The sequence below is a fragment of the Streptomyces sp. NBC_01016 genome, assembly GCF_026341035.1.
In the GTDB taxonomy this organism is placed as follows: domain Bacteria; phylum Actinomycetota; class Actinomycetes; order Streptomycetales; family Streptomycetaceae; genus Streptomyces.
The window spans coordinates 563,319-576,146 of sequence record NZ_JAPEOQ010000002.1; the positions used below are offsets into that span (position 1 = coordinate 563,319).

General features: G+C 69.4%; 19 protein-coding genes. 4 read left to right on the top strand and 15 right to left on the bottom strand.

Features of this window, described 5'->3' with window-relative positions; translation table 11 throughout:
* Positions 1-105: 105 nt before the first annotated feature.
* Positions 106-2,178, top strand: coding sequence for an MDR family MFS transporter (locus OG746_RS29245; protein WP_266720083.1), 2,073 nt, complete (start codon positions 106-108; stop codon positions 2,176-2,178).
* Here the strand turns inward: OG746_RS29245 and OG746_RS29250 are convergent.
* Positions 2,105-2,659 (bottom strand): GNAT family N-acetyltransferase, encoded by a 555-nt coding sequence (locus OG746_RS29250; protein WP_266720085.1) that lies wholly within the window; start codon positions 2,657-2,659, stop codon positions 2,105-2,107. The two genes, OG746_RS29245 and OG746_RS29250, sit on opposite strands and share 74 nt — an antisense overlap.
* A gap of 126 nt (positions 2,660-2,785) precedes the next feature.
* Here OG746_RS29250 and OG746_RS29255 point away from each other — a divergent pair, with 126 nt between their 5' ends.
* Both OG746_RS29255 and OG746_RS29260 read left to right on the top strand, forming a co-directional pair.
* Positions 2,786-3,439, top strand: coding sequence for a hypothetical protein (locus tag OG746_RS29255; RefSeq protein ID WP_266720087.1), 654 nt, complete (start codon positions 2,786-2,788; stop codon positions 3,437-3,439).
* Positions 3,440-3,444: 5 nt separating this feature from the next.
* A complete protein-coding gene (locus OG746_RS29260) occupies positions 3,445-4,071 on the top strand; it encodes a hypothetical protein (protein ID WP_266720089.1) in 627 nt (208 codons plus the stop codon).
* A 304-nt stretch (positions 4,072-4,375) separates the two neighbouring features.
* Here the strand turns inward: OG746_RS29260 and OG746_RS29265 are convergent, their stop codons facing one another.
* The 3 genes from OG746_RS29265 to OG746_RS29270 all read right to left on the bottom strand — a co-directional run bounded on the left by OG746_RS29265 (position 4,376) and on the right by OG746_RS29270 (position 5,216).
* Complete coding sequence (locus tag OG746_RS29265; protein ID WP_323179699.1) at positions 4,376-4,672, bottom strand: antibiotic biosynthesis monooxygenase family protein; 297 nt, start codon at positions 4,670-4,672, stop codon at positions 4,376-4,378.
* A gap of 89 nt (positions 4,673-4,761) precedes the next feature.
* On the bottom strand, positions 4,762-4,986 hold the full coding sequence (locus OG746_RS45660) for a DUF7848 domain-containing protein (protein ID WP_524540488.1): 225 nt from the start codon (positions 4,984-4,986) through the stop codon (positions 4,762-4,764).
* Between the two features lie 2 nt (positions 4,987-4,988).
* Complete coding sequence (locus tag OG746_RS29270; RefSeq protein ID WP_266720093.1) at positions 4,989-5,216, bottom strand: hypothetical protein; 228 nt, start codon at positions 5,214-5,216, stop codon at positions 4,989-4,991.
* 275 nt (positions 5,217-5,491) lie between these two features.
* Here OG746_RS29270 and OG746_RS29275 point away from each other — a divergent pair, with 275 nt between their 5' ends.
* Positions 5,492-6,709 (top strand): helix-turn-helix transcriptional regulator, encoded by a 1,218-nt coding sequence (locus OG746_RS29275; protein WP_266720095.1) that lies wholly within the window; start codon positions 5,492-5,494, stop codon positions 6,707-6,709.
* A 269-nt stretch (positions 6,710-6,978) separates the two neighbouring features.
* Here the strand turns inward: OG746_RS29275 and OG746_RS29280 are convergent, their stop codons facing one another.
* The 11 genes from OG746_RS29280 to OG746_RS29330 form a co-directional block, all read right to left on the bottom strand.
* A complete protein-coding gene (locus OG746_RS29280; protein WP_266720097.1) occupies positions 6,979-7,128 on the bottom strand; it encodes a hypothetical protein in 150 nt (49 codons plus the stop codon).
* A gap of 172 nt (positions 7,129-7,300) precedes the next feature.
* Positions 7,301-7,648 (bottom strand): hypothetical protein, encoded by a 348-nt coding sequence (locus tag OG746_RS29285; RefSeq protein ID WP_266720099.1) that lies wholly within the window; start codon positions 7,646-7,648, stop codon positions 7,301-7,303.
* 612 nt (positions 7,649-8,260) lie between these two features.
* The gene (locus tag OG746_RS29290) at positions 8,261-8,401 is read right to left on the bottom strand and encodes a hypothetical protein (RefSeq protein ID WP_266720101.1); all 141 of its coding nucleotides are present in this window, start codon (positions 8,399-8,401) and stop codon (positions 8,261-8,263) included.
* A gap of 182 nt (positions 8,402-8,583) precedes the next feature.
* Positions 8,584-8,745, bottom strand: a complete 162-nt coding sequence (locus OG746_RS29295) for a hypothetical protein (RefSeq protein ID WP_266720103.1) — start codon at positions 8,743-8,745, stop codon at positions 8,584-8,586.
* Positions 8,742-9,548, bottom strand: a complete 807-nt coding sequence (locus tag OG746_RS29300; protein WP_266720105.1) for a hypothetical protein — start codon at positions 9,546-9,548, stop codon at positions 8,742-8,744. Before OG746_RS29300 ends, OG746_RS29295 begins: the two co-directional genes overlap by 4 nt.
* Positions 9,549-9,651: 103 nt before the next feature.
* A complete protein-coding gene (locus OG746_RS29305; protein WP_266720107.1) occupies positions 9,652-9,924 on the bottom strand; it encodes a hypothetical protein in 273 nt (90 codons plus the stop codon).
* Positions 9,924-10,169: a hypothetical protein gene (locus OG746_RS29310; protein WP_266720109.1), complete on the bottom strand. Its 246-nt coding sequence runs from the start codon at positions 10,167-10,169 to the stop codon at positions 9,924-9,926. The genes OG746_RS29305 and OG746_RS29310 overlap by 1 nt, the downstream gene beginning before the upstream one ends.
* A 96-nt stretch (positions 10,170-10,265) precedes the next feature.
* Positions 10,266-10,760 (bottom strand): hypothetical protein, encoded by a 495-nt coding sequence (locus OG746_RS29315; RefSeq protein ID WP_266720111.1) that lies wholly within the window; start codon positions 10,758-10,760, stop codon positions 10,266-10,268.
* Positions 10,757-11,161, bottom strand: coding sequence for a hypothetical protein (locus OG746_RS29320; protein ID WP_266720113.1), 405 nt, complete (start codon positions 11,159-11,161; stop codon positions 10,757-10,759). The genes OG746_RS29315 and OG746_RS29320 overlap by 4 nt, the downstream gene beginning before the upstream one ends.
* 923 nt (positions 11,162-12,084) lie before the next feature.
* Positions 12,085-12,549 (bottom strand): hypothetical protein, encoded by a 465-nt coding sequence (locus tag OG746_RS29325; RefSeq protein ID WP_266720115.1) that lies wholly within the window; start codon positions 12,547-12,549, stop codon positions 12,085-12,087.
* Positions 12,549-12,767, bottom strand: a complete 219-nt coding sequence (locus tag OG746_RS29330) for a hypothetical protein (protein WP_266720117.1) — start codon at positions 12,765-12,767, stop codon at positions 12,549-12,551. The genes OG746_RS29325 and OG746_RS29330 overlap by 1 nt, the downstream gene beginning before the upstream one ends.
* Positions 12,768-12,828 lie beyond the last annotated feature (61 nt).

The following is a 12,828-nucleotide window of genomic DNA, read 5'->3' on the forward strand; positions in this document are numbered from 1 at the left end:
TTCGCGCGCCGCACGACTCAACAGGCCAAACCTGGTCACACCTACCAGGATGGGAAGTACCAAGCACCCGGCCACGTCCGTGCAGGGCCGGCTTCGGAGGTGGCCATGAGCAGCCAGGACGTCGACACCGTGGGGCCGGGAGACAGTGGTCGCGGAGCTCCCGCCGCACCCAAGGAGAACGCCAAGTCGGGCGGCGTCCTCGTGTCGATCGGCGCGCTGCTGCTCGGCATGCTGCTGGCCTCGCTCGACCAGACGATCGTCTCGACGGCCCTGCCGACCATCGTCAGCGATCTGGGCGGCCTGGAGCACCTGTCCTGGGTCGTCACCGCGTACATGCTCGCCGCGACGGCGGCGACCCCGCTGTGGGGAAAACTCGGTGACCAGTACGGGCGCAAGAAGCTCTTCCAACTGGCCATCATCATCTTCCTGGTGGGGTCCGCGCTGTGCGGACTGTCGCAGAACATGGGGCAGTTGATCGGCTTCCGTGCCCTTCAGGGACTCGGTGGCGGCGGCCTGATGGTGCTGTCCATGGCGATCGTCGGCGACATCGTCTCGCCGCGTGAACGCGGCAAGTACCAGGGGTTGTTCGGTGCCGTCTTCGGTGCGACGAGCGTGCTCGGGCCACTGCTCGGAGGACTGTTCACGGAGCATCTGAGCTGGCGCTGGGTCTTCTACGTCAATCTGCCGATCGGCGTCGTCGCGCTCCTCGTGATCGCCGCGGCCCTGCACATCCCGGTCCGCTCCACCAAGCACCGTATCGACTACCTAGGCACGTTCCTCGTCGCCTCCGTCGCCACCTGCCTCGTCCTGGTCGCCTCGCTCGGCGGCACCACGTGGGCCTGGAGCTCGCCGCAGATCATCGGTCTCGCGGCGCTCGGCGTCGTACTCGCCGTGGCCTTCGTCTTCGTGGAGTTCCGGGCGCAGGAGCCGGTCCTTCCGATGCATCTGTTCCGGGTCAGGACCTTCACCCTCTCCGCGATCATCAGCTTCGTCATCGGCTTCGCGATGTTCGGCGCGATGACGTACCTGCCGACGTTCCTCCAGGTCGTGCAGGGCGTCACGCCGACCATGTCGGGCGTGCACATGCTCCCGATGGTCTTCGGCATCCTGCTGTCGACCACCGTGTCCGGGCAGGTCGTCAGCCGCACCGGGCGCTGGAAGATGTTCCCGGTCGCCGGCACGGCCATCACCCTGATCGGGCTGCTGCTCCTGCACAACATGGACGAGCACACGGCCACCGGCATCATGAGCCTGTACTTCTTCGTCTTCGGCGCGGGCCTCGGCCTCGTCATGCAGGTCCTGGTCCTGATCGTGCAGAACGCCGTCCCGTACGAGGATCTGGGCGTGGCCACATCGGGCGCCACGTTCTTCCGCTCCATCGGCGCCTCGTTCGGTGTGGCGATCTTCGGCACGATCTTCGCGAACCAGCTCGGCAGCAGGCTCGCCGACGCCCTCACCGGACGGCAGCTGCCGCCGGGCGTCACCCCGGACTCGCTCGGCGCCGACCCGCGCGGCATCGCCTCCCTCCCGCCGGACGTGCGGGCGCCGGTCATCCACGCCTACTCCACGTCCATCACCGATGTCTTCCTGTACGCGGTGCCGGTCACGCTGCTCGCCTTCGCGCTCGCGCTGCTGCTGCACGAGGACCCGCTGCGCGGTTCGGTCACCGCGCCCGACGTCACCGAGACGCTCGCCAGCAACCCCGTCGAACGCTCCTCGTACGACGAGGCGGCGCGCGCCCTGTCGACGCTCGGCAGCCGTGAGGGGCGCCGCGAGGTGTACGAGAAGATCACCGCCAAGGCCGGCTACGACCTGCTGCCCGCGGCGAGCTGGCTGGTTCTGCGCACCCATCGCAATGGGTGGGCCGAACCGGGCGTGCTCGCCGAGTACACGGCGATCCCGCTGCCGGTGATCCTCGACGCGGCCCGTCAGGTCGAGGAGCGCCGCCTCGCCGTGCGCGAGGGTCCCGATCTGATCCTCACCGACGAGGGCCGCGTGGTCGCCGAACGCCTCGCGCAGGCCCGCGAGGAGTCCCTCGCCGAGCTGCTCGGCGACTGGTGGGGCCCGGACCGCCCCCGTGACCTCGTCCGGCTGGTGGCCGACCTCAACATGGAGATGTGCGGCTCGGACGGGGAGCGGCCGCATGCGGGCGCGGGGGCGACGCCAGCGACTTCCTGAACCAGTGCTCGGCGTAGATGTCGTCGTTGTGCGGCGCCGTCTCCTCGTAGCCGAGCCGCGCGTACAGGGACCGGGCCTCCACCAGGTCGCTGCGGGTGTCGAGGCGGATCGCGGCGGCGCCGAGCGCGCGGGCCGCGTCCTCGGCGGCGGCCACCAGGAGCGCGGCGCCGCCCTTGCCGCGCAGCTCCTCGCGTACGTAGACGCGCGTGAGCTCGGCCGTGACCGCGTCCACCACCCGTACGCCTGCCGTCCCCGCGGGTTCACCCGCGTACCGCGCGAGCAGCAACTGCCCATGCGGCGGCGCCAGTTCGCTGCCGGACGCGGCGGCGACCCCCCGCTCCAGCTCGGCCGGATCCGTCGCGTGTCCCTTGTGCAGCAGATACCAGCGGTCGCTCACCTCCGTGTAGTACGCGCGCCAGAGCGCGGCCGCTGCGGGGGAGTCGTACGGCTCCGGGGTGACAGTCCACGACATGGTGTTCATGGCACATGGTGAGGCCGGTGGGGTGGGTGGGCGCAACCGGAATACGCCGTGGCCGGTACCGATCTGTTTCAGCACGGCTGCCCTGGCAACTCGACGTGCAACAGCCACAGTTGAGGGAAGGCAGTCATGTCCACAGGCTTGATCATCGCTCTGGTCGTGGTGGGGGTCGTGATCGTGGTCGCGGCCGGGTTCTTCGCCGCGCGGACCACACCCCGTGGCGGGCGCGGGCTGCGGCGCAGGTTCGGGCCCGAGTACGAGCGGGCCGTGGCGCGGCACGACGGCGACACCAAGGCCGCCGAGCGGGAGTTGGCCGAGCGTGTGCGGCGGCACGGTGCGCTGCGCGAGCAGCCGCTGGACCCCGCCGCCCGTGAGCGCTATCTGACGCGCTGGGCCGACGCCCAGGAACGCTTCGTCGAATCCCCGGACGTCGCCGTCGCCGAGGCGGATCTGCTCCTCGCCGAACTGGCGCACGAGCGCGGCTTCCCGGACGGCGGCAGCTACGACGAGCAACTCGACGCGCTCTCCGTCCACCACGGCCCGCACGTGCACGGATACCGGCGCGTGCACCGCGCGGCGCACGCACGCACGGGCAGCGCGGAAGAGAGCAGGGCCGGTACGGAGGAGCTGCGCGAGGCGATGGTCGAGGCGCGGCCGCTCTTCGACGAACTGGTCGGCCCGGACCGCGCGACGCCCCGCGCCCACACCTCGGACCGCCCCGCACACGACCACCGGGACAAGCGGCACGGCGTCTTCAAGGGACGCCTGGCGAAGGGGAGTTGAGAGCCATGACGCACATCGAACGGGCACAGGCGGACGGCGTCGACAAGGGGGTCGCGGTGGATCCTACGGTGGGGCGTGAGACGGATCGCGGGACGGGCCGCCGGATGGGCCGTGAGGTTGATCCCACGGTGGGCCGTGAGGCGGACCCGGCGGTTGATCGCGGGGCGGGCCGTGGGGTGGACCCCGCGGTGGGCCGGCCGGCGGGCCGTGAGGTGGACCCCATGGTGGGGCGTGAGGCGGACCCCGCGGTGGATCGCGGATCGGGCCGCGGGATGGGCCGTGAGGTTGACCCGATGGTGGGCCGTGAGGCGGGCCCCGTGGCGGGTGGCCAGGCCGGTCCCGAGCACGGAACACGTGCCGGGCGGCGCTCCGGCCTCGTCCCGGCGGGCGAGCGCGATGAACTCGAAGGCCGCCTGCGGCACGCGCTCACCGGCTTCGTCGACGAGCCGCGCGCAGCAGTGGAGGAGGCCGACCACGTCCTGGAGGACCTGACGGCCCGGCTCACGGAAACCCTCGCGAGCCACCGCCGCACCCTGCGCACGTCCTGGCAGGGCACCCCGGACGACACGGAACAACTCCGCCAGGCCCTCCGGGATTACCGGGAGACGGCGGAGCGGCTGCTGAGCCTCTGAGGCCTGGCGCCTCGGGGGACCGGTCGCACCGGTCACCCGGGAGCTGCCCGCGGCCCGGTTGCACGGGCCCATCCGGCCCGGTCACCCCGGGGACATCCGGCCCGGCTACCCCGGTCCCGGGCCGGATGCCCGGGACCGGGGTAGCCGGTGGATGAGTCCGGACACAGGGCGGCCCCACCTCTCGGTAGGAGCCTCGGCCGGCCGGCTGGCCCCGGCTCCCGCCGAGGCCGCCCTTCGGGGCGGGAGCCCTCGGAGGGGGCGGGTGGGAGGTGGGCGAGGGCGCCGGCCCACCGCGCCGGAGGTGTTACGCCGACTTGGGGGATGCCTGCTGGACGACCTCGAAGGACCACACCGCGGCGCTGCTCGACGCCGGCTTCGGGCGGTCGCCGCCGCCCTGGTGGGCCGCCTTCATCGGGCCCTCCATCCAGGCCTGGAACGACTCCTCGTCACGCCACCGCGTGTACACCAGGTAGTCGTCAGTTCCTTCGATGGGACGGAGAAGCTCGAACCATTCGAAGCCGTCGGAGTTCTCGACGGCGCCGGCGCGCGATGCGAAGCGCTTCTCCAGGGTTTCCCGCTGCTCGGCGGGAACGGTCAGCACATTAGTTGTTGTCAAGCCATGCACATAGAAAAACCCCCTGCCGCGGGACCGGGGGTGTCTCCGCGACAGGGGGTGTTCGGGGCGGGAGGTCAGTCCTCCCTGGTTACGCGCGCATGGTCTGTGACCACTCGCCTGAAGAGATCATGGCCTGTGCGGCCCGTGTGCTCCAGGCACCACTCTTGGGTCGCATCCTGGGCGTCCTGGGGGCCGGAGCCGGCTCCGCATCCGTCGTGAACGCAGGACGCCTCAAAGACGTACCCGCCCTCCTCCAGGTGCCGGATCGTGTGGTTGACGTAGCGGTACTGACTGCGCATGGTCACTCTTCCGGCGGTGGCGTCTCTTCAGATGCGTCGGAGTCGACCTTCGTTAACCGCTGGCCGCGGGACTCTGCGACCCGGACCACTTCGGTCAGGCACTCCACCAGACGGATACCCGCGTATTCGATCTCAGCGCGCGTCGACAGTGGGTCGGTCAGCGCGCTCTGTGCGGACGCCAGCATCGCCTTCGCTACTTCGATCTGGGACGCCTCCATGGTGTCGGCCATGCGCGAAACGTATCCGTCCGGCGCCGCGTCACTCAGGAACCAGCACGGCTTACCCGTGTCCGTGGTCCAGGGGAGGAGCCGGGGGCGGGCCCTGAGGCTGACGGCCAGGCCCGCGCTCTTCGGTTGGTCGGTGTCCGCTCTCGTGGCTTGCTGATCGACTGGCCTGGTCATCCCCGACTCCTCCGCTTCACCCTCACTGATGGCTCCAGCGTCGGACCGGGGACGATCTGGGACTAGCGGCCTCCTGTAGGCCAACTGTCGGCCAGACTGGGCGTATGAGCCTTGCCATCGGGGCCAACATTCGGCGTCTGCGCACCGCGCGGGAGTGGAGCCAGGCACGCCTGGCGCGCGAAGTGTGCCTAGCTGCCCGCGTCCAGGGAGACCCTGTCGGGCGCCAGGAGGTCAGCCGGTGGGAGACCGGGAAGCGCAAGCCGCGTGAATGGCTCCCGTTCATCGCTGCGGCCCTCGGCGTGCCTGTGGAGGAGCTCCGGACGCCGGCAGCCCCAGCCGAACCTCCGTTGCCGACGCTGGCCGACTTCCTGCCCGAAGGAGACCCGTTGAGCCCTCTGGAAGGCAGCCCTGGGCGCCGGATTGGCATAGGCGAAGTCGGAGACCTACAGCAGCGCGTTCACGGCCTCAGGCTGGCCGATGACGTCCTGGCGGGCGGTGACCTGATCCGGCCAGCGCTTCGTGACCTCCGGCGGGCCGTGAAGCTGTACCGGGAAGGCTCGTTCAGTGGCGACGTGGGGCGCCAACTCCTCCGCCAGATTGGCGAGTTGGCTCAGATCTCCGGCTGGATCGCCAGTGACGCCGGACAGCACGACGAAGCCGAACGCATCTATCGCCTGGGGATCAGCGCGGCCCGCCAGGCGGAGGACTACACGCTGGCGGGGAACATCGCCGGTTCGCTCGCGTATCAGTACGCAAACACTGGCCGTGAAGCCGAAGGCGTGACACTGGCGCAAGCCGCACTGAACGACGCTGGCAGCGACGCACCCCCGAAGGCCCGCGCCCTGTATCTCGACCGCGTGGCCTGGGCCCACACGAAGGCCGGAGGAGTCGAGCACGGGCAGGCGGCCATGCGCGCGCTGGGGGAAGCCGGACAGGCACTCAGTGAAGACGACCCAGGGGCGGAGTCACCCGCGTACCTGTACTGGGTTGACGGCGGGGAACTCCGCGTCATGGAGTCCAGGGTCTACACGGAACTCCACAGGCCGCTACGCGCCGTGCCGTTGCTCCGGGAGGTCCTCGGCGGCTACGACGCGACACACGCCCGCGAACTGGCCCTGTACCTGTCCTGGCTGGCCGTGGCGCTCGCCGACGCTAACGAACCCGAGGAGGCCGCCGCGGTTGCGGAGCGCGTGGTCAGCCTGTCCTCTGACGTTGCGTCGGAGCGGACAGCGGAGCGTGTCCGGGTCGTCCTGCGCCGGCTGAAGGAGTACGCCGAAGTGCCGGAGGTGGCCGCAGTCCTGGCCAACCACCAGGCAGCGTGACGGGCAAGCGCGGTCAGCCACGCGGACAGTGCGGACACACGAAGAAAGGGCCCCCGGCCACTCCCGGACAGGAGCGGACAGAGGCCCTTCAGGGTGGCCGGACAGGCGGGCAGGGTGGCCACGGACGGTCAGAGGTGCGGACAGGCCCGGACGGCTGGCCGGACAGCGGCGGACACGCGGCCAGCGCCGACCGGCCAGGAGTTGGACCAGGCGGACGTCGTCGACCACTGTCCACACTGCCTGACCTGGGCGTCTACCTTCGCTGTCCGTCAACGGTCCGCACGGACCAGACAGGCGGACAGGCGGAGCCAGCGTTCACGGACTGGGCGGTCACGCCACTTGCTGGCGGCGGCCAGGTTCCAGCGGAGGGCGGTCACGTTGGCCAGGGCGGCGGCCACGCCGGGGGACAGGGCGGTCACTCTGGGACGTCCTCCAAGCGGCAGCGAAGGCACGGTGAGCCGGGGGCCATTCCGAAGTCATGGCGTGAGCAGATTGACCAGCCTGGTTCGCTGTCAGACCAGGGGCCGGAGCGCGGGCGCGGATGCTTCGGCGCGGTCCCCGCGGCCAGGGCAAGGGCACGTCGGCGGGCACTCATGTGGGCCACCCAGGGAGGCGGAAGCCAGCGCCGGCCAGCGCCTGGGGAGTCAGGAGGAGGTCCGCCAGGAGGCGCCGGTACTCCGTGATCTGCGCGGCCTGGAGGGTGCCCTTCGACTGGGCGGCTTCCAGGTCAATGACCAGGGCGACAGCGCCAGTCTGGGAGTCGTCGTACAGGTTCGCGGCGGGCCCGGACCAGATGCTGGACCAGCGTTCACGCTGCCAGTCAGCCCAATGTCCACGGTTCGGCGGGACGTCAGGCACGGGAGCGGCGCACTCCGCGGGGAGTTCCACGGCCCTGGGGCCGCCCCACCGGCCGCGCCGGAGGTTCTGTTCGTTGGCCACGGGGGCCTCCAATCGTGGGGTTGTGAGGTGGGGTGCGGGTGACGCAGCGTGATCCTTGCCGGATCTTCGCCCGAGCGGACCAGGCAGAGCGCTCCCCCGCGTTCTTCGTCCCCTAGCCGGCAGGGGGCACCCCCCAGGCCCCTAGGGCCTCTGACCTGCGGAAATGCATACGCAAGCCGCTGGCCTGGGGCTATGTCGAAGAGTGACGGTCGAGAGTTGCGGCGTCGAAGATGTGGGAGACCTAGGCTGATAGGCCGACGTCCGAGCAACGCGCTACGGAGGCACCGTCATCATTCATGAGCGTGACTGCCCGCTGTACTCAGTGCATTGGCTGCGCGAAGCCGTGGCTGCTGTCGGGAACCTGACCCATGAGAACCCTGACTCATTCGCACACCGTGAGAACGCTGAGGCGTTGGCGGACACCCTGGCCCGCTTCGCTGAGCAAGACGACTGGGAGAGCGTCACACTGAAGGACATCGCGGAGCATGCCACCACGATGAACCAGGAGAACTTCAGGGGGAGTTGTACGTGCGGAGCATCCGACCGCCCCTAGGTGGGGTCGCTGAATGCGGCTTCTGACGCGCGGTCCGGGGTCGCAGTAAGGCCGTCGGGTCAGGAGCCGTCAGCGGGCAGTACCAGGCCCGTACGGAGCGACGTAGCGGCGGCATCGTCGTCCACGTCGAACTCCTGGCCTTCGCGGTACTCCTGGCCGTTCAGGATGAGCCGGCGGGCGGCTCCTACGCGGAGTCTCACGGGCGTCTCCGCCGTCGCGAACGCCGGATGCGGGCCCACTCCATGGCGTGAAACAGGCAGCGGTCCAGGGTGCCTGTGGGGACGTCGCAGTGAGGATGCCAGCAGGTGTTCACGGAGCCTCCTTTCAGGAACCTGAAGGGGGCCCAGGTGGCGTCAACTACCTGAGCTCTGAAGGGGGTTGGTCAGCGCTTGTCCAGGTCGAAGCTGTCGAGTCTCGGCCGGTACAGGTAGGCCGCCCGTGCCGACACGGGAAGTGCTGCGATCACGTCAGCGCGCTCAGCGTCGGAGAGGTCGGCCCACTCGCGCTGTGTCCAGCCGATCGGCGGGAACCGGTAGGAAGTCACGCGGCCGCCGCCTCCTGGTCGATGTACTCGACCGCACCGGAGTGGACCAGCGCCGCCGCCTGGTCGGCGTCCAGCTCCAAGACGCTGCCGTTCGTGGTCGACCGAACCGCGACCTTCGGGCCAGGGCCACGAACAGCGCCGTACGACTCGTCAATGACCCTGACTTCAGCGGCTCCACGGTCGACAGGGTTGCCGTAGACGTCGACTGCCAGGCCCCCGGAGGCTTGCGTGGGTGTGGCCTCCTGGCGCTCCACGAAGTCCGTCCGCAGACCCAGCTTTGACCAGTCCGTGACCCAGGAACGGAGGGTCAGCTTCGCGCCGTAGCGCTGCCTGGCCGCGTCGGCCTCCCGCTGGAGCTTGATGTATTCCTCCGCTGCGGTGGCTACGTCCGGCTCCACCAAGGCCGCGATGGCTGGGAGTTCACGGCGGACAGCGGCGACCAAGGCGCGGTCAGCCGTCATGGCCGCGTCTCGGAGGGCCCGCAGTGCGCCGATGATCCGGGGCCGCTTCGTCTCGGCGTCCTCCATGGCGGAGGGGACGCTGAGCGGGTCCTGGCCGTCCACGATCGCAGCGCGGCCAGCCGCTTCGTCCTGGGCGCGGAGCATGTCCCGCCAGTTGGACTGGAGGAGTTCGGCGTGGTCGCTCTCGAAGTCCACGAAAGCGTCGTACGCCTTGTCGCGGTCGTCGACCAGCTTGTGGAGGGACTTCGGGAGGTACTTCTTCGGCGGGACGCCGGTCACGTCGGCGTAGATACCGGCGTCAGAGTTGAAGTCGGGGAGATTGAAGGGGTTGGTCTCAGTCATGAGCGTTGCTCCTTTGTTGGCCAGAGAGGGCGCCAGGCGGTCACGCGAGGGCCTGGCGGGGCCTCCCCTGGTCCTTTGAGGTCGGGGAGGCGAAGAGGAGGTGTTAGGCGGCTTCGTCGCGGAGGTCGATGCCCTCGAAGTAGCTCCAGCCCTTGGGGCCGACGTTCACGCAGCGACGGAACCCAGCGGCCTTCACCAGTCGGATGAAAGAGCCCAGGGGGATTTCCGGGCAGTCGGCGTCCTGAAGGGCCGCAAGGACTGCGCCGTACAGGGCGATTGAGTCCGTGAAGCCGGCAGGGTCAGCGACAGCGACGCGGGGAAGTGCGTAGTCCAGGTTGGCCAGGTGCTCCAGGTCCCTGGGGCGGAGCGCGTCCATCAGCGGGCCGTCTTCGCGTCGTAGAACTGAATGCGGCGCAGGTTCGCCTCCTGGGCCCTGGTCTGGGCGTCAACCAACTTGGCCAGTACCTCCAGGGCGTCCAGATCGATGTCCGTGGAGGCGGTCAGCTTCAAGGCCGTACCAGTGATGAGGTCACGGACGACCGCCCGCTGGACTGTTTCCGGTGACGGCTTGCGCGCTGGCACGTCGGCGGGGGTCGGCTCTGAAGATCGCTGGTCGTCCACGGTGGGCTCCTCGAAGGGGGTGTCAGGCGCCTCACTTGAGACGGCTGGTCACCCCGCAAGGCCCGACCCCGAAGGGACGGACCAAGGGAGTCGGTGTCAGCGCTGGGACCGCATGTCGTCGGTCATCAGACGCCGAAGGTCGTTCAGGACCTGTCGAGTGTTCGGCGCGTAGTCGACTCCCAAGCCGTTAGCCTCAGCGACCGCGACCGCCCAGCGGCTGGCCATCGTGCGGACCGTTGAGAACTGAACCGGGCGTCCGTCCAGGAGCCAGCCGGACGCGTCACGGCGAAGCGTGTACATCGTGAACCGATAGACCCACAGGGCGGCTTCAGCGGCGAGTGTCTGAGACGTCGGAGCGGGCGCCAGGACAGGCTCCACGGTCACCGGCCAGTCCCGCGCCAGCTCCGCCCTGACCGCGTTCACAGCGGCGACAGTGGCGCGCTCACCCCTGGCCCGGAGAGCCATCACGGCCATGTCCTGGATATCCAGCGGATGCGCGTGCTGGCCGTGCTGGCGCCAGCCCTGGGGCGCCTTGCGGAAGCCAGCCGCCGCGATGTCGTTCACGACAGACGTGATCAGAGGTGCGTTCACTGGGTGGCCTCCTGGCGCTGGCGGGCACGGCGGACACGCTGGCGACAGCGCGCGGAACAGATGGTTTTCACGCGGCCCTTTCCGGACCAGGTGACTTCCTGGTCGCATCCGTCGGCCACACAGACGGCCGTGCGCTGGGTGCGTCGGTCGGCCACGTAGCCGGCGCGGGCCTCCGCCAGGTACTGGAGTTCGTCACAGTGGTCCGTGCGGTCGTCCTCCGGGCAGCGGTAGTCGCGGCCGGAGTAGTCCCAGACCGGTTCGCCGCAGTAGCGGCACGGCTGGTCTTCCTTGCGGTGCCCGGCGCGTTCACGCTGGACGCGTTTGTGGCAGCGGGGCGAACACGCCACGGTCTTTTCCCGCCGCTTCCGCCCGTCGGCGTCGTCGGGAAGATCCTTCGTCATGTCGACGCCACAGCCTTGGCAGTGTCTGTCGTCGAAGTCGTGGTAAGGCACGGGTGGTTGGCCTCCAGGGAGTGGCGTCGGACTCCGGCCTGGGAGGGCAGGCGGGAGGGTGCCCGGTACCGCCGGGTGACGGAAGTCGTAAACGAAAAGGCCCCCAGCTCCAGACAGCGGGCCAGACCCCCGACGCCACATCGGAGACTGACCAGCCAGCCGGAGCCGGGGGCCTACGTGCGCCTGTATCAAGCCCAGGCGCTGGGCGGTCAGCGGCAGCGTTCACGGGGAAGTCGAGTGGCGTCGACCCGTGAAGCTGCGAAGTTGGGTGCCCCGGTCCTGGTGGTGATCGAAGACGGACCGGGGCGGGGTGCTGGGCTGGCCCAGCGTCTCGAAGACAGGACGGCCGGAGCCGTCCGCAACCCAGGTGAACAGCCTGGGAAGTTATGGCCCCGGCGCGGTCGCTGACCTGGAGGACTTGTCCATGGTTCGCGCCGGGGTACGAAAAAAGGCCGCTGGTCGCGCTCCGCCTGGCTGCGATTCCAGGGGCGCTGACCAACGGCCAAGCAAGTGGACGGCCTGTGATCGCAGACGGCCGTACGGAGGCGCCGAAGCGGCCTCTACTACTGACCGGTGAGGATGTCCCCTGATCGTTAACGATCGCCGTGGACCAGGCGGCGGCCAGCGGAGGGGGCCAACGAAGTGGAGCTGTCACAGAAGTTGGGACAGGTCAGAGGTTCCTAGTAACCGCCGAGAACTGAAGCTCTATGAGACTTATATTTTTTCTTGGACGTCTACCAAAAAAAGTAACAAATACCAGGTCAGAGGCCATGTCGACTGTCATGGTTCTCCGCTGTCCGCCAACGGCGCCCAGACGTCAGAGGAGCCGTCCCCCGATCTATCCAGGGAACGGCTCCTCTCGGGTCCCGCTGTCAGTCCAGTGCGCCGAACATCCCGTCCAAGGAAGCCAGCGCAACGGCCAGTAGTTCCGCGTCTGGAGCGTCAGGGCGGGCCATCTCCGCCAGGCGCAAGAACGGGCGCAGGAGGGCCAAGTCATCCACGCTGAGACTGTCCATCAGAGCCAGGATCAGCTCTGTACGCGGGACACGCTTCGACCGGGCCGGCCAGGACACGTACGCGTTGTTGTGGGGCGTCCAACGGGCGTGGCCAACCGGCAACAGGCACCCCTCCGCGGCGTCACCGCTCAGGCCGGCGGCCAGGTCCTCCGGCACCGCAGCGTCGCACGTCTCTTCCGAAAGGTTCGCCCAGGTCGTCCCAGCGGCGTTGCGATGGTCGTCCCAGTGGTCGGCGGGCAACACACAGGGCAGGGATCTGGCGCCAATCGGCGGGCGGAGTTCATAGCCCGGCATGTGGGCGTCACAGGTGTGGTTGTCCATCAGGCTGCCACCGCCGACGGGGCGTGGCCGCAGGACCGGCACTCGGCGACCACGGCCGGCATCTCCCACAGGAGGGCGGCCTGGAGGACCTCCAGGCGCTCCACACGTTCACGGAGCCGGGGCGTGTCCTGGCCCCCCAGGATCTGGGCCCAGAGGAGGCTTGCCTGGCGCTGGAGCGCGGCCAGCTCCTGAATGTGGACAGGGGTGTGCTCGGACATAGAATGTCCCTTCCGCTTAAGGGCGGAACGTCGGTCCGGTCTCGTCCGGGAAGATGCAGTC